Here is a 20,900-nt window from a genome sequence, read left to right on the forward strand (position 1 = left end):
CTCTTGAACGTTTTAGTAGTCGGCCGAGGCGGCAGAGAACATACCATTGTAAAAAAACTGAAAGCAAATACAAAAATTGTAAATCTTTATGTAGCACCAGGAAATGGCGGAATCGCAAATGACGCTACATGTGTGGAAATTGATGAGATGGATATCGATAAATTATGTGCATTTGCAAAACAAAACGAAGTGGATTTTACCATCGTCGGCCCAGAAAATCCTCTAAACGCTGGCATTGCAAATAAATTTCATGAAGAAGGATTAGCGATTTTTGCTCCAACTAAAGAAGCAGCATTATTGGAAGGAAGTAAGAGCTTTGCAAAAGACTTTATGAAAAAGTATGCTATTCCAACTGCTGCATATGGCGTATTTATCGATGTGAACGAAGCGAAGAAAATGGTAGAACAACAAGGTGCTCCTATTGTTATAAAAGCAGATGGCTTAGCAGCTGGAAAAGGTGTAATTGTGGCTATGACAGAAGAAGAAGCCTACCAAGCAATTGATGATATGTTAATAGATAAAGCATTTTCTAATGCTGGTGCAACTATCGTGATTGAAGAATACCTCGAAGGTAAAGAATTTTCTTTAATGGCTTTTGTTCATGAAAATCATGTGTATCCTATGCAGGCTGCAAGAGATCATAAACGCGCCTTTGATAATGATCAAGGTCCAAATACAGGTGGTATGGGTGCTTTTTCTCCGGTTCCCGATCTAACAGAAGAAGCATATGACTTTTCTCTTCAGCATATTTTACAAAAAGCTGCAGATGGAATGGCGGAAGAAGGGCGCCCCTTCACAGGTATCTTATACGCCGGGTTAATGATGACAGAAGCAGGCCCAAAAGTCATTGAATTTAATACCCGTTTCGGGGATCCGGAAACACAAGTTGTCCTACCACTGCTTAACAATGATTTATTGCAAGTAATGCAGGATGTGCTGGAGAAGAAAGACCCACGATTAACCTGGTATGACGAAGCTTGTGTTGGTGTGGTGCTAGCATCGGCAGGCTATCCGAATGCCTATGAAAAAGGACATATAGTACCAGAATTTCAATTGCAAGATAAGGATTTTGTCATTCATGCAGGTACAAAAGTGAAAGATGAGAAATTAGTGTCTGATGGGGGACGCGTTCTTTTAGTAGGCAGTCGTGCGAACACAATGGAAGAAGCAACAGCAAATGTATATCGTCAACTGGATAATACAACGATTAATATAGATTCTTTCTTTTACCGAAAAGATATAGCAACAAAAAATGATCATAAAGCTAGAACTTAAGAAATTTATATAAAATGTGAGAGGGTGGGCTTTGCAAATTAAATGGAGGCCCACCCTTTCTATGTCTGAACCGCCAATAGTATTTGGAAAATTTTAGATCATAGAAGTGTTCTAAAACCCAAAACAGCTGGAGAAATCGGTAAAAGTGGTGAATAGAGTGGTTCTAAAACCCAAAACAGGCTGAAAAATCCGGAAAATTGGTGAATAGAGCGGTTCTAAAACCCAAAACAGGCTAAGAAATCTGGGGAATTGGTGAATAGAGCGGTTCTAAAACCCAAAACAAGCCGAGAAATCGGAAAAATTGGTGAATAGAGCAGTTCTCTAAACGAAAAAAGCCCGACATACTCAAAATAGTAGTAAATAACCCGGCTGTACACTTCAAAAAAACTTCGGGATCTCCTCTAAAAATCTACATATCTTCTATCATATTCTACAATAGATATATTATAATGTTATTATATACCTATTAAGTGAAAGTACCTGATTAATGGTAGGAACACAAACTCAAAAATATCACAATAATAATATTTGGTAAATTTTACTAAAATATACACATTCTTTACTTTATTAAAGCAATATATATGATAGAATAAAAGAAATTATAATTACTGGAGAGTTGCCGTATGGAAAACGGAAGGAACTGGAGAAATCGCGAATTGCGCCAACATGTAAAGGTGATAGATGGAACAGTATCACCAACTTTACTTTTAAAGAATGCAACGTATTTAAACGTTCATACAAAACAATGGTTAGAGGCAAATATTTGGATTTATAAAGATCGGATTATATACGTAGGAGAAAAATTACCAAATCAATCGCAAGAGACAGAGGTTTATGATTGTGAAGGTAGGTTTGTTGTACCAGGCTATATTGAGCCACATGCTCATCCATTCCAATTAGCAAATCCGGAGATAACAGCAATGCATGCAGCAAAAACAGGAACTACTACCCTCGTAAATGACAATTTGACATGGTATTTGCTAACTAATAAAAAGAAAGCGTTTTCTATCATTGATCAATTTAACAAATTACCTATTTCGATGTTTTGGTGGTCAAGGTATGATTCTCAGACAACCTTACAAGAAGAGAATCATTTTATTAATACAAACGATGTGCTTGATTGGATAAATCATCCGTCTGTAGTACAAGGTGGAGAATTAACAGATTGGCCGAGTTTGTTAGCTGGAGATGATCGACTATTATATTGGATTCAAGAGACAAAACGAAATGGAAAACCAATTGAAGGTCATCTACCAGGTGCATCATTACGAACATTAACAAAGATGAAGTTATTAGGAATTAGTGCTGATCATGAAGCAATGACTGGAAAAGATGTCATGAATCGTCTGCAGCTCGGATATATGGTTGGTCTACGTTATTCACCAATTCGACCTGATTTGCCTGCTATTTTAGAAGAATTATTAGAGTCTGGGCTAACTACATTTGATCAACTTACATTTACCATGGATGGTCCAACTCCTTACTTTATGAAAGACGGGGTAATTAATACCTGTATTCAAATTGCTATCGATAAAGGAATTCCATTAGAAGATGCTTATCGCATGGGATCTTTTCATGCTGCAAAACACCTGCGGATGGATGAGGAACTTGGAAGTATTGCACCAGGTAGAATCGCACATATTAACATTTTACAAGAAAAAGAAAATCCAAATCCGATAGGTGTGCTTGCAAAGGGCGAATGGATTGTGAAAGAGACAAAGGAAATCGATATTCCATCAATTATTGATTGGAGTAAGTATGAGATTAATGAAATGAATATTGATTGGAATCTAACGGAAGATGATCTACAATTTTCTGTTCCAGTTGGAATGGATGTAGTCAATGATGTCATTATTAAGCCTTATACAATTGATTCAGATGTTAGTTTTGAAGAATTAAATGAAGAAAAGGGCGAACAATTTATCCTGCTAATAGATAGAAAAGGAAAATGGAGAGTAAATACGATTATTCGAGGGTTTGCGCCGAAACTTGGGGCGCTCATAAGTAGTTACTCTGCATCGGGAGATATTATTATAATCGGAAATAGCAAAAAGGATATTTTTATTGCTTGGAATCGACTTAAAGAGATAAAAGGTGGCATTATTTTAGTTAATAATGGTGAAATATTGACGGAGATTCCATTAACACTTGGAGGATCTCTGCCAAATGAGCCAATGGAACAAATGATAAAGTACGATAAACAATTAAAGGACACATTACAAAAATATGGATTTGCCTTTTACGATCCAGTTTATAGTCTATTATTCTTGTCCGCTTTTCATCTACCTTTCTTTAGGATCACACAGAAGGGTCTATTGGATGTAAAAAATCGTGATATACTCTTTCCAGCAACGATGAGGTAGCCTATAATAAAAGATAACTTAAGTACAAAAAGGTGTTGTCTATGAAAAGAGTAGGGTTCATTATATTGCTTATTATATCTTTATTAATTGCTTGCGAAGAAGAGAATCATGATGCATCAACAAACACACAAAAACAACCAGGAGTAGATAAAAAAGAACAAGTGACAGATAGCCGTTCTCAAGAAATATATCCATTATCAGGGACGATTTCTGAAGACGGGGATATTGATCAACGTCCCATTGGTGTAATGGTTAACAATCACCGATCTGCTCGACCTCAATCTGGTTTATCTAACGCTGATATTGTCTATGAAGTATTAGCTGAAGGTACAATAACTCGATTTCTTGCAATCTATCAAAGTGAGTTGCCGGAAGTAGTGGGTCCTGTTCGGAGTGCAAGAGAGTACTATGCAGATATTGCGAATGGATACAATAGTATATATGTATATCATGGTGCCGCTAATTTTGTAAATGATATCATTGCTTCTAAAGGAATTGATCATTTAAATGGTTCTACTTATGATAACGATGGACATTTATTTAAAAGAGAGAGCTTTAGAAAAGCACCACATAATTCCTATTTGCAACTATCAGCCGTGAACGAAGTAGCTAGCGAAAAAGGTTTTGAAATATCAAATTCGGTTGAACCGTTTGAGTTTTTAACAAATACGGATGTAGAAGGCTTAACTGGAGATTCGGCGAATAGAATTGAAGTTGTCTACAGTAGTAATCCTACAAATGTGGTAGAATATATATACCAAGAAGATAAAGGTACTTATACTCGCTTAAGTGATGGGGTCCAGACCGTTGAATTACAAACAGATCAACCAATAGAAGTGGAGAATATATTTGTCTTAGAGACCGGCCACGAAGTAATTGATGATGCAGGCAGAAGAGCAGTTGATTTAACAAGCGGGGGATCTGCTTATTTAATTCAGCATGGACAATATCAGAAGGTGGAGTGGGAAAATAGAGACGGAAGAATTGTACCAATAAAAGATGGTAAGGAACTTGGATTTATTCCAGGAATGACTTGGGTAAACATCGTACCAAGCAGTGATCCTGGCATGGAACAAGCTGTTACTATTTCTAATTAGAAGGGCTAAGGGTAAGGAGGAAATTTCGTGCAAATCGATAAATTACGAGGAGAGCAATTAGATCTTTTGTTTGATGCTATTCTATCGTTAAAAGACAAAGAAGAATGCTATAAATTTTTTGATGATATTGCTACGATGTCAGAAGTTCAATCATTGTCGCAACGATTTCAAGTAGCGAAAATGCTAACGGAAGGAAATACGTATAGTGCAATTGAGAAGGAAACAAAAGCATCTACTGCGACAATCTCTAGAGTAAGACGTTGTATTAACTATGGTAGTGACGGATACAACTTAGTATTAGAACGAATGAATATAAAAGAATAGCGGCAGCACCTTCCAATCAGGAGGGGGTTTCTTTTATGTGTGCTAGGCACCCAATTCCACTGTAGAGGTACATATTAACCAACCGCTAGAGAAACGAAAGTACTTATTTCGAGGTAAGGGATGAAGGAATTGTGCCATAGGAAATCCTATGAAAATAGTTAATAGGATAAAGGTTCCCAAGAACATCTCTCGCTCATAATTGTCCCGCAACATAAGTGGATTTCCACATAGCACCGAGTCCAATCAATTGAGGTAACTACTGATGAACTTATAAATTGAAAGGAAAGCACAAAGCTTTCCTTTACAATTCCGTACGAAGCTCCCACAACTCCGGGAAAAAGTACTGATCGATTACTTTTTTCAAATAAGCAACACCGCCGGAACCGCCAGTACCACGTTTAAAACCGATAATTCGTTCAACAGTCTTCATATGTCTGAACCGCCACTGCTGGAATAGATCTTCAATATCCACTAGCTCTTCTGCAAGCTCATAAAGCTCCCAGTACTTATCAACGTTCCGATAAACAGTTAACCATGCTTGTTTTACACTCTCATTTGATTGATGTGTTACACGTACATCACGATTCAGCACTTCTTCATCGATTGGTAAACCAGCCCTCACTAGTGCCTGAATAGAAACGTCATAAAGACTTGGTGCATCGTAAGCTTCCTGTAAAATCTCTAGCAGCTCTGGGTCTTTTTCATAAATCTTCAGCACATATTCTGTCTTGTAACCAAGAGCAAACTCAAGCATCCTGTTTTGATATGACTGAAAACCGGATGCGTTGCCCAGCTTGTCGCGGAACTCCATATATTCAGCTGGAGTCAACGTGGAGAGAACATCCCATACATTTTTCATCTGCGCTTGTATTTGTGATACGCGTGCTAATTTTTTAAAAGAAGTAGACAAATTATCAGCCTGAATATCGCGAATAGCAGAATCTATTTCATGTAGAATCTGTTTCATCCAAATCTCACTCACATGATGCACTGAAATAAACAGCATTTCATCATGATGGTCACTCAACGGATGATGACTGCTCAATAATGTGTCCAATCCTAAATAATCACTGTATGTCATCTTTTCTTTAAAGTCTGTATGAATACTTCTTTCATTTTTAAATGCTTCATGTTTATTTTGCATCGTGATTTCCTCCATTTATTGGTTTAATCACAGCCCTAACCAGACTTCCGTCAGCATCCTGAAGCGGGAGTGGCAGAGCAATCATTTCATAGTCGCCTTCAACCACCTGATCAAGCATGACATTTTCTAAAATGTTAATGTCATGCTTGAAAAGTGCATGATGTCCAACTAGCTCCTTACTTGAAAGCGGATCTACCGAAGGGGTATCGACACCGACCAGTTTAACTCCAAGAAAATGCATGTAAGCAGCGCCGTCCGATGTAATTGGCGTGACATCAGTCGGAAATTGTTCCGGATTATTCGGCAGTGATGTCCGGATTAATAATCGTTCTGTATCTTCTTTCACTTTACTTTTTAAAGCTGTTTCATCTATTTCGTCAAATGCACTGAGGTCTATTACTTTACAAGGACCAATATACCGATCGATTTCCAGGTCAAGAATCCGTTTTCCATCTTCCATAAAATGATAAGGAGCATCCGCATGGGTCCCCACATGCGTGCTCGTCGTGATCCTTCCAATATTCACAGAACCGGTCATTTCCTTCGTTACCGGTGTATGAAAATGAAATGATTGATCCCCCGGCCAACAAGCTAAATTATTATTTATCGGTTGCGAAATATCAATCCATACACCCATTTAGGAAACAACCTCCCTTACATTTTCAAATTGCTTATATAATTCATCTTCCATAATCGTTTTAAAAATTTGTACGCAATCATAAACATCTTCAAATGTATTATATAAAGCAACAGGTGCTAGGCGAATGCCGCTAGGGGTTCTGAAATCCGGGATAACCTTTTTCATTTTTAATGCTTTACATATTCGAGCAGCTTCAGGATGTTCGACATATACGTGACCGCCGCGTTGTATATGATTTTCCGGATTACAGATCACTACGCCATGCCCATCGAGTTCATGTTTAATTAACTCCATTAAATAGTCCGTTAGCGCGAGTGATTTTTTACGTACTTTTTCAATTCCGGCTTCATGAAATAAATCTAGTGATCCAATCAGAGGTGCCACACTAAAAAGATGAGGTGTTCCAATTTGAAAAGCCCCGGCATTATTAGCGTGTGTTAAGGTATGTTCCATGTCAAATTGCTTATCCTTAGCAGAACTGAACCATCCCGCCAGTCCAGGTGCAACACCAAAATGTTTTTCATGTAAAAATAAACCTGCAACACTACCCGGTCCTCCGTTTAGATGTTTGTAGGTGCACCAGAAGGCAAAATCAACACCCCATTTATGAAGGTCATGTGGAATAGACCCAATTGAATGGCATAAATCAAAACCAATTTTAATATTGCGTTTATGGGCCTCCCTTGTAAGTCGTTCCATATCAAGAATTTGTCCACTCCGGTATAGAACACTTGGAAGCACGATCAGCGCAATATCATCTGTCATCGCTTCAATAAGGTGTTCCTCGTTTAACAGATTTCCATCCTCACTCTGCACCTGTACCAAATGGGATTCATCATACCCTTTTAATTGTAATTGTGCCTTCAATGCATAAATATCACTTGGAAACGTTAATGCATCTGCTAAAATCTTTGTCCGCTTTCCTTCCGGCTGAAAAAAAGTTGATACAAGCTGATGTAAATTAATCGTTGTAGAACCGGTCGCAATAACTTCATCTTTTTTTCCACCAACTAGGACTGACATCTTTTCACCTAGATGTTCAGACAGATAGTACCACGGATGATCTCCTTCCATCCAACCGTCGATGCCATATTTCTTCCAAGAGTCAATTATGTTATGTAGTGCGTTTTCTGCCCTTTTAGACATTAAACCTAATGAATTCCCATCCATGTAAATGCTTTCATTTTTAAGATGAAATTCACTACGGAACTGTTTCAATTCGTCCTGTTCATCCATTTCCTGCGCATGCGATCTAGTGTATTTTTTAACCATATGTTTCCCCCTGGAACTATAATTTTTAACTTGAATTGTTTATTTATTGTATGGTTAAATTATATTTAATAACTGACATAGTGTCAATGACATAATGTCAGTGATTTCGTATCATTGACATTGTAGGAGGTTGTCATGAAAAATAAATTGACCAATCGAGATAAGCAAGCGCAGGAGACAAAAAGAAAACTAATGAAATCTGCGCATCATGTCTTTTTACAAAATGGTTTTGAAAAAACGACTATTTCTCAGATTATAAAAAATGCTGGTGTTGGATATGGAACTGCATATGTATATTTTAAAAATAAACATGAACTATTTATTACTGTTATGGAAGAAGTCATGCAGGATTTTTTCAAAGTAGCCAATCAGGAATTTCGCCCTGCTACACCTGAAGAAGCATGTTCACGGATAAAAAATCAGGTGAGAGATTATATGTCTCTAGCAATTAAACATAGACCGATCATGAAAGTTGTGAAAGATGCGATTGGCTCTAGTGAGGAGATTGAAACAGAATGGGGAAATATACGAAATGAATTCATTCAAGGTATTACTACCGATATTAAACACTCCCAGGATAAGCAGCTGGTCAATACGGCCTTTAATCCCTTCATTACTGCAAAAAACTGGTATTACATGAATGAGATGTTTATGTGGGAATTGGTTGACGCAGATAACAATGAAAACCTGGAACTTATTGTCCAGCAATTATCACTCTTCTATACCAGCGCATTGTATGGGGTTAGTGACAGCTGATTATAAAAATTAATACGAAAGCCTGCATAGATGAAAATTGCCCGTTCAAATCCGGGCCTTCTATCCTCTTTAGAATAAATCATAAATGTTTTATCATTTGTCTCCTTAATCTACGAATTGTTTCAGTACCCACTAGGGGGGAACCCTATAGACTATCTCTACTCCAAAAAAGCAGAACACTAGCTACGTTTCTAATGAGCACATGCACTTCTGTTCTTTAAATTCGTCAGATTATGGTAGGTAATAAAAATTTCGCTCAATCACTAAATTCCGTATACTATTTTTGGTATAATAAAGTAATGAATTTATTGATGGAGGAATTACGGTTTGAAAAATATAAATGAGTGGCATCATATTTTTAAATTAGATCCTGCGAAAGAAATATCGGATGAACATCTCGATCAAATTTGTGAGTCTGGAACAGATGCTATTATTGTTGGCGGAACAGATAATGTCACCTTAGATGGTGTACTAGATTTGTTATCTAGGATACGCCGTAGTCATATGGTTCCCGTTGTATTAGAAGTTTCAGAAGAAGAAACGTTAACTCCAGGTTTTGATTATTACTTTGTTCCAATGGTATTGAATTCAAAAGAAAAAAAATACATGATGGATATTCAACATAAAGCTATCAAAGAATTTATCGACATGATGGAATTTGCTGAAGTATACTTTGAGGGATACTGTATTTTAAATGAAGATGCGAAGGCATTTCAATATACAAATTGTGTAATGCCTGATCTTGATGATGTAAAAGCATATGCCTATATGGCAGAGAAGGTATTTCATTTACCATTCTTTTATATAGAATATAGTGGTGCATATGGAGATCCTACGTTGGTAAAAGAAGTAAAAGAAGAACTTCAAAATACTCAACTTCTATATGGTGGAGGAATTGAAACAACGGCACAAGCGAAAGAAATGAAGGAATATGCTGATACAATCATTGTAGGCAATAGCATCTATACTAATATAAATGAAGCATTAAAAACAGTAGAGGCAGTTAAAGGGAATTAAACAGTAGTAAGGACGGTGCACGTATGAATCAATCATTGGAAAGTATGATCAATACGTTAAATAAACAACAGCAAGAGGCTGTGCGACATACAGAAGGACCATTATTAATTATGGCAGGAGCAGGAAGTGGAAAAACACGTGTGTTAACCCATCGAATCGCATATTTAATGGGAGAAAAAGATGTATCGCCACGAAATATATTGGCCATTACATTTACGAATAAAGCCGCACGAGAAATGAAAGAACGTGTGAGCAAATTAGTCGGACCACAGGGAGAATATATGTGGGTATCCACCTTTCACTCCATGTGCGTCCGTATTTTGCGTCGAGACATAGATCGGATTGGATATTCAACGAATTTTTCTATCTTAGATAGTAGTGATCAATTATCCGTAATCAAGCAAGTACTAAAAAATTTGAATATAGACCCAAAAAAATTCGATCCACGTGCTATGCTGGGACAAATAAGTACAGCAAAAAACGAATTAATTACTGAAGAAGAATATTCGAAAAACGCTGGGGATTTCTTTAGTCGTCAAGTGGCTCAAGTATATGAAGGATATCAAAAAATGCTCCGCAAAAATCAATCACTCGATTTTGATGACTTAATAATGCAAACCATTCATTTATTCCAACGTATACCAGAAGTGTTGGAATATTATCAGCGTCGTTTTCAATATATTCATGTGGACGAGTATCAAGATACCAACCATGCACAATATTATTTAGTGAAACAATTAGCTAGCAGATTTCAAAACCTATGTGTAGTGGGAGATTCTGACCAGTCGATATATCGTTGGAGAGGTGCGGATATTGGTAATATCTTAACTTTTGAAAAAGACTATCCTTCTGCTCGTACGGTTTTATTAGAGCAAAATTACCGATCTACAAAATCTATATTACAAGCTGCTAATCAAGTGATCTCTAATAACTCTGGCAGAAAGCCGAAAAACTTATGGACGGATAATATTGATGGGAAAAATCTAAACTATTATCAAGGCGGAACAGAACAAGAAGAGGCTCTCTTTGTTACAGATAAGATTCAGCAGTTAATAAGAGAGAATGAGTATAAACCAAGTGATGTTGCCATTTTATACCGAACAAATGCTCAATCACGTGCGATAGAGGATACTTTATTAAAATCAGGTATTAATTATCAAATGGTTGGAGGCATGAAGTTCTACGATCGTAAAGAGATTAAGGACATGATTGCTTATCTAAGATTAATTACAAATCCAGATGATGACATTAGTTTTGTACGTGTAGTGAATGAACCGAAACGTGGTGTTGGTAAGACGTCAGTTGAACGTTTACAAGCGTATGCTGGCGAGCATGATATTTCATTATATGAAGCGGTAAAAGAAGTTGATTTTACAGGAGTATCGAAAAAAGCAGCGAATGCGCTAGCGGGCTTTGAAAGTCTTATCCGTACTTTATCGCAACAACAAGAATTCTTAACGGCAACAGACATGGTAGAAGCTATATTGGAACGAACGGGCTATGAAGAAATGTTAAAGAATGAGCGCACTATCGAGGCACAAAGTCGCCTAGAAAACTTAGAAGAATTCATGACAGTTACAAAAGATTTCGAAAAAGCAAGCGAAGATAAAACACTAATCGCCTTCTTAACGGACCTTGCGTTAGTCGCGGATATTGATCGAGTGGACGAAGAAGATCCAGATCATAATGAAAAAATCACTTTAATGACATTACACGCCGCAAAAGGATTAGAATTTCCTGTTGTATTCTTAATTGGAATGGAAGAAAATGTCTTCCCGCATAGTCGATCTATTATGGATGAAGATGAAATGGAAGAGGAGAGAAGACTTGCTTATGTAGGGATTACCCGTGCAGAAAAAGAATTGTATGTAACCCATGCAAAAATGCGTACACTGTATGGTAGAACGAATATGAATCCAATAAGCAGATTTATTAACGAAATACCAAAAGAATTAATTGATGGTTTAGAAGAAATAAGTAAACCGATGTTTGGCGCAAAATCTCTCGAACGTTCCCCACAACGACCAGCTCCAAAGAAACGACGTGCTGAAAAAATGCAATCTTCTACAGGTGCTGAAAGTAAGGAATGGGCTGTTGGTGAAAAAGCAAACCATAAAAAGTGGGGCATAGGAACGGTTGTGAAAGTACAAGGCGAAGGAGAAAAAATGGAATTAGATATCGCTTTTCCTGCACCTATAGGTATTAAACGGTTATTAGCTAAATTTGCACCAATTACGAAGGAAGAATAGGGGCAACGAAAATGAATAAAGAACAAGTAAGTAAGAAGATAGAATCCTTAATTGAATTGTTAAATCAATATGGATATGAATATTATGTGTTGGATAATCCTACAGTTCCTGATGCGGAATACGATCAGAAATTAAGGGAGTTGCAACAATTGGAGCAGGACTTTCCAGACTTAGTAATGGAAAATTCACCTACCCAGCGTGTAGGTGGAGCTCCGTTAGCATCATTTCAAAAAGTAACCCATAATGTTCCTATGCTAAGTCTTGGAAATGCATTTAATGAACAAGATTTACGTGATTTCGCAAGACGTGCTAGTAACGGAACAGATCAACCAATCAGCTTTGTATGCGAGCTTAAAATCGATGGTCTTGCTATTTCTCTTACATATGAAAATGGTAAGTTTGTCCGAGGAGCTACTCGTGGAGATGGAACAATTGGAGAAGATATTACCTCTAATTTAAAAACAATCCGCAGTATCCCTTTATCGATAAAAGAACAAGGAACATTAGAAGTCCGCGGAGAAGCATATATGCCACATAAGTCATTTCTTGCATTAAATGAACTACGTGAGAAAAATGAAGAGGAACCTTTTGCGAATCCGAGAAATGCTGCTGCTGGATCATTGCGTCAACTCGATCCAAAGATTGCGGCAAAGCGGAATTTAGATATTTTTCTATACGGTGTAGGAGAATGGGAAAATAGCGACCTTACATCGCATAGTGAGCATTTAACTCGTTTAAAAGAATTAGGATTTAAGACAAACAAGGAATGGAAAAAATGTAATACGATAGATGAGGTTATTGAATACGTAAACTATTGGACAGAACATCGAAATGACCTGTCCTATGAAATTGATGGAATAGTAATCAAAGTAGATAGTCTCGACCAGCAGGAAGAATTAGGATTTACAGCGAAAAGCCCCCGTTGGGCAATTGCTTATAAATTTCCTGCAGAAGAAGCGATGACGACCCTAAGAGATATTGAATTGAGTATTGGAAGAACGGGTGTTGTAACACCAACAGCAATATTGGATCCAGTGCGAGTAGCAGGTACGACAGTTCAGCGTGCTTCTCTACATAATGAAGATTTAATTCGCGAACAAGATATCCGTATTGGTGATAAAGTAGTGATAAAAAAAGCAGGAGATATTATTCCAAAAGTAGTCCGTTCTGTAGTCGAACAACGAAACGGGGATGAACAAGAATTCCATATGCCGGATGAGTGTCCTGCATGTGGCAATGAACTTGTCAGATTGGAAGAAGAAGTCGCTCTTCGGTGTATCAATCCGAATTGCCCTGCTCAATTAATGGAGGGATTAATCCATTTCGTTTCTCGTAATGCTATGAATATTGATGGGCTTGGCGAAAAAGTAATTATTCAGTTGTTCCAAGAGAATCTTGTTCAAACTATGGCTGATCTTTATCGACTGGATAAGGAAGAACTCTTACAATTAGAAAGAATGGGAGAAAAATCAGTTACAAATCTTTTAGAAGCAATTGAGAAATCGAAAGAAAATTCATTGGAACGTCTTTTATTCGGATTAGGAATTCGATTTATAGGTTCAAAAGCAGCGAAAACACTGGCGATGGAGTTTGAGACAATGGAAAATCTTCAAAAAGCAACCTATGAAGATGTGTTAGCGATAGATGAGATTGGAGATAAGATGGCTGATTCCATTGTACAATATTTTGCTGAAGAAAAAGTTACAGAACTCTTAAGCAACTTACGGGAGCTAGGAGTTCAAATGGAATATAAAGGTCCGCGTAAATCGGAACAGGCAACAGATAGTGTATTGTCAGGAAAAACAGTGGTACTTACAGGCAAGATGGAGAAGTTTTCTAGAAAAGAGGCAAAAGAAATAATTGAATCATTGGGTGGCACTGTAACAGGAAGTGTCAGCAAGAAAACGGATATTGTTATTGCTGGTGAGGATGCTGGTTCAAAATTGGATAAAGCAGAGAAATTAGGAATTGACGTGTGGAGTGAACAACAGCTAGAAGATGTTGTTGGGAAGTAAGGAGGGAGCAGCTTGAAAAAAGTCAGCTTGTTAATGTTAGTGCTACTTCTTTTGTTAAGTGGATGTCTTCAAAATCAAAATAGTGAAGAAGAAGTAGTGCAAGATGATGCGGAACAAGAGACATCAATTGTACCTAGTTATCAATTATCTGGTGAAAACTATCGTATGATTTTACCATACAAGACGAGTGCAGCTAGGGGAGCGATTGTGAATCAGATGGCGAATCGTGTCGATATCGACGAAATGGAAGAAGGGCTAAGAAGATTGTCAAAGGATGTATACGATCCAGAGGAATTATACTTCCAAGAAGGACAATACTTTGATACAGATCGTGTATATACGTGGATTGATGATTTGAATCCTGAAGTGGAAGAAGGGTCTGAAGTTCAAGAGTATAAAGATAATCCTCGTTACCTCACGCATGTACTAGAGCAAAACTTTATGCGACATACGGATGACCAAAGTGTTGAGCTTGAAGGTATTTCTCTAGGTATTGCAATGAAGTCAGTATATAGTTTCCAGACGCAAACAGGTGGGACTACTTATTATCAGGATATACCAAAAGAAGAAATGTTAAGTGTAGCGAATGATGTTGCGCAAAATATTGTAAAAGACATAAGAGAGAATGATGAAAATTTACGTGATGTACCAATAATGATTGCAATATATAGAGAAGAAGAAAAAGCATCTCCTGTTCCAGGTAATTTTGTAGCAAGAACAAATGTCCCAGGTGGAAGCAGTACGATTGACGATTGGGAAGAAGTTAAAGAAGAGAATATACTATTTCCATCGGATGAGGGATCAGAAAAATATTTTGAGGATCAAGAACTTGTAACAAACTTTGGTAATGAAGTAAGAGAATTCTTTCCAAATTATGTAGGATTGGTAGGAGAAGGGTTCTATATTGATGAAGAGCTGCAAAAGCTACAAATTGAAATACCTATCGAGTTTAATGGTAAAGGTGAGGTGATTGGCTTCACTCAATATGCTTATGGACTTGTACAGGAGATCTTCCCTAATTATTATGATATTGAAATAAATGTCGTTTCTAGTCAAAAAACAGAGAGTATCATTTATCGAAATGCTGGAGAAGATCAGGTTAACGTCCATATATATGATTAGGTACGTTGATTCAAGTTTCATTCAAAATAACTATAAAATAAACAAATATTGGTAAAAATGAAAATTTACTGTTTCTAGTTACTTCTACTTAAAGAAACAGTAAATTTTCTTTGTTTAGGAAAACAGGAAAACTTTTTATATATTAAACAAGTGTATCACTCTATGATTTTCCCAATATGAAAATATAGGAAACATGTTATAATTAATTTAACGAAAAAGAATCAAGAATTAATTGATAGGGTGGGTACAATGATTGAGATTGGATCCTTTATAAAATTACAACGAAATAAACAAGAAATGACGCTAGGTGAGTTGTCAGACGGGATTGTTTCAGTATCTTATCTATCAAAAATTGAGAATCAAAAGACTCAAGCGAGCCCGGAAATCATTCAAATGCTCTGTAATCGACTAGGAATAGAGGTCGATAATAGTCAAGAAGATCTAATTAAGCAACGTTGTGAAGAATGGTATGGAATGTTGTTTGATAGTCACGATAAAGACGATATTGTCGAACATTATCATGAAATTCAGGAGCTAATGGATAAAAATTTGTCGGAAAGTTTAATGATGTTTGAAATCCATAAAATTCGATATTATTTAGTCTTAGGAGAGAGAGAAATTGCTCTACAAAAAATTAATGAGTTGGGAGAAATTTCTAATTCATTTGATAATGCACAGTTGTATTATTTATTTAAATTTAAGGGCAATTATTATTCGATTTCTGGAGATTTAACTCAAGCAATGCATATGTATAAAAATGCAGAAGATAAACTACAGAATGTTAGATTAGAAGAAAAAGAAATCGCAGACTTGAAGTATGTAATATCAATAACTCATAGTAAACTTATTAATACTTTAGAGTGTATTGAATACGCTAATCAAGCTTTAGATATTTTTATGAAAGATTATAATTTTACACGATGTGCTCAATGTCATAACCTTTTGGGTATCTCGTATAGAAGGATAAAATTATATGATAAGTCAATTAAGAATTTTAATCTTGCTCTACATTTAGGAAAGCTAGAAAAAAATGAACAATTAATACAGTTAACAAATCAAAATTTAGGTTATCTGTATTCATCTAAAGGTGATTCACTAAGTGCGATTAAAAGTTACCAGGAAATAATAAATGATAAAAATTTATATATTGGAGAAAAAATAGAAACCTTAGCATCGTTAATTAGAGAATATTTTAATATTGAAGCTTTTGAAGAAGCACAAGAAAGCATAAATTATGGTTTAGAATTAATTTCAGAGTTAACAGTTCAAGAACCTTACTTAATTTTTATATATATCATTAATACGTACAACTACCTTTTAACCGAGCAATATGATAAGTTTGAAAACTTAGTTGTTAAGGAATTTATTCCTTTTCTAAAAAAAATTAACGATTATGCCAGTTTAATTATTTATGCTGAATTGATTGCTATTCATTATGAAAAGCAATATAAATATAAAGATGCAACAAAATATTACAAAGAGGCTAACTTTGCCTATGAGCAAATTTCTAATATATAAAATTCCTAAGGAGGGAAAGTTTAATGAAGAAATTAGTTGTAGGTGCACTAACTGGATTATTCATACTATCTGGATTTAGTTTGGTTGGTGATTCCAATATAGCTATGGATAAACATCCGGGAGTACTAGATTCTGAAATTGAAGTAGCTATGGATAAGCATCCGGGAGTACTAGATTCTGAAATTGAAGTAGCCATGGATAAGCATCCAGGGGTATTAAGTTCTAAGGGAATTGAAGTAGCTATGGATAAGCATCCAGGAGTATTAAGTTTTAAAGGAACTGAAGTAGCCATGGATAAGCATCCAGGGGTACTAAGTTCTAAAGGAATTGAAGTAGCCATGGATAAGCATCCAGGGGTACTAAGTTCTAAAGGAATTGAAGTAGCCATGGATAAGCATCCAGGGGTACTAAGTTCTAAAGGAATTGAAGTAGCCATGGATAAGCATCCGGGGGTACTAAGTTCTAAAGGAATTGAAGTAGCCATGGATAAGCATCCGGGGGTACTAGATTCTGAAATCGAAGTAGCTATGGATAAGCATCCTGGTGTCCTATCCATCAACACTACTTCACAAGCTTAATTTTGAATTATTAACACATGTTTTTTTACCCTATACAAATGACAGATTTCCTGAGACGGTGTGGAAACCAGTTTCAGGTATTTTTTTGTCCATTTTTAGAAATAATGTATGCCACTATGTATTTCAATTATATTATTATGGCTAACTAGAAGATTTGCCTTCAATAAGCTATCTTTGCTATTATCAATAGTGTTATAATAGGGGAATGAAAAAAATGTAGATACATGTTAGAAAACATATAGGAGGTACATACAATGGCAGAGATTTCAAAAGATCAAGTGAAGCATGTTGCTCACTTAGCTCGTCTAGAATTAGACGATGAAGCTGTTGAAAAGATGTCGGACGAGTTGAGTGCGATTATTGATTTTGCTGAACAATTAAATGAACTGGATACGGATTCTGTAGAACCTACTACACACGTACTTAATCTTAAGAATGTAATGCGAAAAGATGAACCGAAGAAATGGATAAGCCAGGAAGACGCATTGCGTAATGCTCCTGATCATAAAGATGGTCAAATTCGTGTTCCATCGATATTAGAATAGGGAGGAGAAAATCATTATGTCTTTATTTGATTACACTATAAAAGAATTAGAAGAAAAGCTACATAATAAAGAAATTACGGTTGAAGATCTAGTTAAAGAATCCTATCAACGTATTCATGAGGTAGATCAAGAGGTCCATGCTTTTCTTACGTTAGATGAAGAAAAAGCGTTAGAAAAAGCGAGAGAATTAGATCAACTTGAAGATAAAACAGGTATCTTATTTGGAATGCCTGGTGGTATTAAAGATAATATTGTAACAAAAGGACTTCGTACAACTTGTGCAAGTCAATTCTTAGATAATTTCAATGATCCATTATATGATGCGACTGTTGTTCAAAAGTTACAGAAAGAAAACATGGTTGCTGTTGGTAAGTTGAATATGGATGAATTTGCCATGGGCTCTTCCAATGAAAACTCTGGTTATGAACCAACTCGTAATCCTTGGAATACAGAACACGTACCAGGTGGATCTAGTGGTGGTTCTGCTGCCGCAGTAGCTGCAGGAGAGGTACTATTCACATTAGGCTCTGATACGGGTGGTTCAATTCGTCAACCAGCAGCATTCTGTGGAGTAGTCGGTATGAAACCAACGTACGGAAGAGTTTCACGTTTTGGATTGGTTGCTTTTGCATCTTCTCTTGATCAGATTGGACCAGTTACTCGTACAGTAGAAGATAATGCACGCGTACTTGAAGTTATTGCTGGGCATGACCAAATGGATACAACTAGTGCGAATGTAGAAGTTCCTTCCTATACAGAAGCGTTAAAACAAGATGTAAAAGGACTTAAAATCGCTGTACCAAAAGAATATCTTGCAGAAGGTGTATCGAAAGAAGTAAAAGACGCGATTTTAGAAGCATTAAAGGTATATGAATCCATGGGTGCTACATGGGAAGAAGTTTCCTTGCCGCATTCTAAATATGCACTAGCAACTTACTATTTACTTTCATCTTCAGAGGCGTCTGCTAACTTAGCTCGTTTTGATGGCGTACGTTACGGTGTGCGTTCAGAGAATGCAGATAACATGATTGATATGTTCAAAAAATCCCGTAGTGAAGGATTTGGAGAAGAAGTAAAGCGTCGTATTATGTTAGGAACCTTTGCGCTTAGCTCTGGTTACTATGATGCTTATTATAAAAAAGCACAAAAAGTACGTACATTAATAAAAAATGATTTTGATAAAATTTTAGAGGAATATGATGTTATCGTTGGGCCAACAACTCCAACTCCAGCATTTAAAGTCGGAGAAAAAACAAGTGATCCATTAACGATGTATGCGAACGACATTTTAACTATTCCAGTTAACTTAGCTGGTGTACCAGGAATTTCTATTCCATGTGGATTCTCTACAGAAGGTCTACCTATCGGGTTACAAATTATAGGTAACTATTTCGATGAAAGCACAGTATACCGTACAGCTTACGCATATGAACAAGCAACGGAACATCACAAGAAAAGACCTCAACTTGGAGGTGCAAAATAATGAATTTCGAAACAATAATAGGTCTAGAAGTACACGTAGAATTAAAAACAAACTCAAAGATTTTTAGCCCAAGTACAAATGAATTTGGCTCTGATCCGAATACCAATGTGAACCCGATTGACTTAGGCTATCCAGGTACATTACCTGTACTTAATGAAGAGGCGGTTAACTTTGCAATGAAGGCTGCAATGGCTCTAAATTGTGAAATCGCAACGGATACAAAATTTGACCGTAAAAACTATTTCTATCCGGATAATCCGAAAGCTTACCAAATCTCTCAATTCGATCAACCAATAGGCGAAAACGGATGGATTGAAATTGAAGTAAATGGTGAGAAGAAGAAAATTGGTATCACTCGTCTACATTTAGAAGAAGATGCTGGTAAATTAACACATGGTGAAGATGGATATTCTTATGTCGACTTTAACCGTCAAGGTACGCCGTTAATCGAGATTGTATCGGAACCAGATATGCGTTCTCCAGAAGAAGCATATGCATATTTAGAAAAACTAAAAAATATTATTCAATATACTGGAGTTTCTGATGTGAAGATGCAGGAAGGTTCTTTACGTTGTGATGCGAATATTTCCTTACGTCCAATTGGACAAGAAGAATTTGGTACAAAAGCGGAATTGAAAAACTTAAACTCCTTCTCTTATGTTCAAAAAGGATTAGAGTTTGAAGAAAAGCGTCAGGAAAAAGAATTGTTATCAGGTGGAGAGATTCTACAAGAAACTCGCCGTTATGATGAGAAGACAAAAGAAACCATTCTTATGCGTGTTAAAGAAGGTTCGGATGATTATCGTTATTTCCCAGAGCCAGATCTAGTTCCACTATATATTGATGAAGAATGGAAAGAGCGTGTAAGAAGCGAAATCCCTGAATTACCAGATGCACGTCTGGAACGTTATATCAATGAACTTGGACTTTCAGAGTATGATGCCAACGTGTTAACAGCTTCTAAGCAAATGTCTGATTTCTTTGAAGAAGCAACAGCAGAAGGTGCTGATATGAAGCAAGTCTCAAATTGGTTAATGGGTGAAGTTTCTGCATATATGAATAAGCATTATAAAGAGTTGGACGAACTGGCAATTACACCAGAAGCACTTGCGAAAATGATTAATCTAATTGAAGATGGAACCATTTCTTCTAAAATAGCTAAAAAAGTATTTGCAGAGCTAGTGGAAAATGGTGGCGATCCTCAGAAAATTGTAGAAGAAAAAGGGCTCGTACAAATTTCTGATCCAGCACAATTAAAACAGATTGTGAATGAAGTACTAGATCAAAATGAACAGTCTATTATTGACTTTAAGAATGGAAAGAACAAAGCAAAAGGCTTCTTAGTTGGACAAATTATGAAAGCAACAAAAGGACAAGCAAATCCACCATTAGTAAATAAAATTCTTGCAGAAGAACTTAATAATCGCTAATACTCTAAGAGAGGCTGTCATTATAAATTAATGGCAGCCTACAAAATTATCAAATATCCTTTTCAAACTATA

Annotated in this window: 17 protein-coding genes; 14 read left to right on the forward strand and 3 right to left on the reverse strand. The window is 36.4% G+C overall.

Features of this window, described 5'->3' with window-relative positions:
• Positions 1-3: 3 nt before the first annotated feature.
• The 4 genes from purD (at position 4) to OB_RS04065 (ending at position 5,059) form a co-directional block, all read left to right on the forward strand.
• Entirely contained in the window at positions 4-1,275 is a 1,272-nt protein-coding gene (purD, locus tag OB_RS04050) for a phosphoribosylamine--glycine ligase (protein ID WP_011065158.1), read from the forward strand.
• 623 nt (positions 1,276-1,898) lie between these two features.
• Positions 1,899-3,638 carry an adenine deaminase gene (locus OB_RS04055; RefSeq protein WP_011065159.1) on the forward strand — a complete coding sequence of 580 codons (1,740 nt, stop codon included), beginning with the start codon at positions 1,899-1,901 and terminating at the stop codon, positions 3,636-3,638.
• A 41-nt stretch (positions 3,639-3,679) separates the two neighbouring features.
• Positions 3,680-4,735 carry a DUF3048 domain-containing protein gene (locus OB_RS04060; protein ID WP_041544091.1) on the forward strand — a complete coding sequence of 352 codons (1,056 nt, stop codon included), beginning with the start codon at positions 3,680-3,682 and terminating at the stop codon, positions 4,733-4,735.
• Positions 4,736-4,762: 27 nt separating this feature from the next.
• Positions 4,763-5,059, forward strand: a complete 297-nt coding sequence (locus OB_RS04065) for a YerC/YecD family TrpR-related protein (protein WP_011065161.1) — start codon at positions 4,763-4,765, stop codon at positions 5,057-5,059.
• 301 nt (positions 5,060-5,360) lie between these two features.
• Here OB_RS04065 and kynA read toward each other — a convergent pair whose 3' ends face one another.
• The 3 genes from kynA to kynU are packed head-to-tail and all read right to left on the reverse strand — an operon-like array spanning position 5,361 to position 8,115.
• Positions 5,361-6,203, reverse strand: a complete 843-nt coding sequence (gene kynA / locus OB_RS04070; RefSeq protein ID WP_011065162.1) for a tryptophan 2,3-dioxygenase — start codon at positions 6,201-6,203, stop codon at positions 5,361-5,363.
• Positions 6,193-6,840, reverse strand: a complete 648-nt coding sequence (gene kynB, locus OB_RS04075; protein ID WP_011065163.1) for an arylformamidase — start codon at positions 6,838-6,840, stop codon at positions 6,193-6,195. Before kynB ends, kynA begins: the two co-directional genes overlap by 11 nt.
• Positions 6,841-8,115 (reverse strand): kynureninase, encoded by a 1,275-nt coding sequence (kynU, locus tag OB_RS04080; RefSeq protein ID WP_011065164.1) that lies wholly within the window; start codon positions 8,113-8,115, stop codon positions 6,841-6,843.
• Between the two features lie 135 nt (positions 8,116-8,250).
• On the opposite strand from kynU, the gene OB_RS04085 reads away from it, so the two are divergent.
• From OB_RS04085 to gatB, 10 genes are all read left to right on the forward strand, one after another.
• Positions 8,251-8,871: a TetR/AcrR family transcriptional regulator gene (locus tag OB_RS04085; RefSeq protein ID WP_011065165.1), complete on the forward strand. Its 621-nt coding sequence runs from the start codon at positions 8,251-8,253 to the stop codon at positions 8,869-8,871.
• A gap of 327 nt (positions 8,872-9,198) precedes the next feature.
• Positions 9,199-9,888, forward strand: a complete 690-nt coding sequence (locus OB_RS04090) for a heptaprenylglyceryl phosphate synthase (RefSeq protein WP_011065166.1) — start codon at positions 9,199-9,201, stop codon at positions 9,886-9,888.
• A gap of 23 nt (positions 9,889-9,911) precedes the next feature.
• Entirely contained in the window at positions 9,912-12,137 is a 2,226-nt protein-coding gene (gene pcrA, locus OB_RS04095; protein ID WP_011065167.1) for a DNA helicase PcrA, read from the forward strand.
• An 11-nt stretch (positions 12,138-12,148) separates the two neighbouring features.
• A complete protein-coding gene (gene ligA / locus OB_RS04100) occupies positions 12,149-14,152 on the forward strand; it encodes an NAD-dependent DNA ligase LigA (protein ID WP_011065168.1) in 2,004 nt (667 codons plus the stop codon).
• A 12-nt stretch (positions 14,153-14,164) separates the two neighbouring features.
• Positions 14,165-15,274: a CamS family sex pheromone protein gene (locus OB_RS04105; protein ID WP_011065169.1), complete on the forward strand. Its 1,110-nt coding sequence runs from the start codon at positions 14,165-14,167 to the stop codon at positions 15,272-15,274.
• Between the two features lie 249 nt (positions 15,275-15,523).
• Positions 15,524-16,792 (forward strand): helix-turn-helix domain-containing protein, encoded by a 1,269-nt coding sequence (locus OB_RS04110; RefSeq protein ID WP_011065170.1) that lies wholly within the window; start codon positions 15,524-15,526, stop codon positions 16,790-16,792.
• Positions 16,793-16,815: 23 nt separating this feature from the next.
• Positions 16,816-17,370, forward strand: a complete 555-nt coding sequence (locus OB_RS04115; protein ID WP_011065171.1) for a hypothetical protein — start codon at positions 16,816-16,818, stop codon at positions 17,368-17,370.
• A gap of 254 nt (positions 17,371-17,624) precedes the next feature.
• The gene (gene gatC / locus OB_RS04120) at positions 17,625-17,915 is read left to right on the forward strand and encodes an Asp-tRNA(Asn)/Glu-tRNA(Gln) amidotransferase subunit GatC (RefSeq protein ID WP_011065172.1); all 291 of its coding nucleotides are present in this window, start codon (positions 17,625-17,627) and stop codon (positions 17,913-17,915) included.
• A 16-nt stretch (positions 17,916-17,931) separates the two neighbouring features.
• On the forward strand, positions 17,932-19,398 hold the full coding sequence (gatA, locus tag OB_RS04125) for an Asp-tRNA(Asn)/Glu-tRNA(Gln) amidotransferase subunit GatA (RefSeq protein WP_011065173.1): 1,467 nt from the start codon (positions 17,932-17,934) through the stop codon (positions 19,396-19,398).
• Positions 19,398-20,828, forward strand: a complete 1,431-nt coding sequence (gene gatB, locus OB_RS04130; RefSeq protein WP_011065174.1) for an Asp-tRNA(Asn)/Glu-tRNA(Gln) amidotransferase subunit GatB — start codon at positions 19,398-19,400, stop codon at positions 20,826-20,828. Before gatA ends, gatB begins: the two co-directional genes overlap by 1 nt.
• Positions 20,829-20,900: the final 72 nt, after the last annotated feature.

It is taken from the genome of Oceanobacillus iheyensis HTE831 (genome assembly GCF_000011245.1).
Taxonomy (GTDB): Bacteria; Bacillota; Bacilli; order Bacillales; family Amphibacillaceae; genus Oceanobacillus; species Oceanobacillus iheyensis.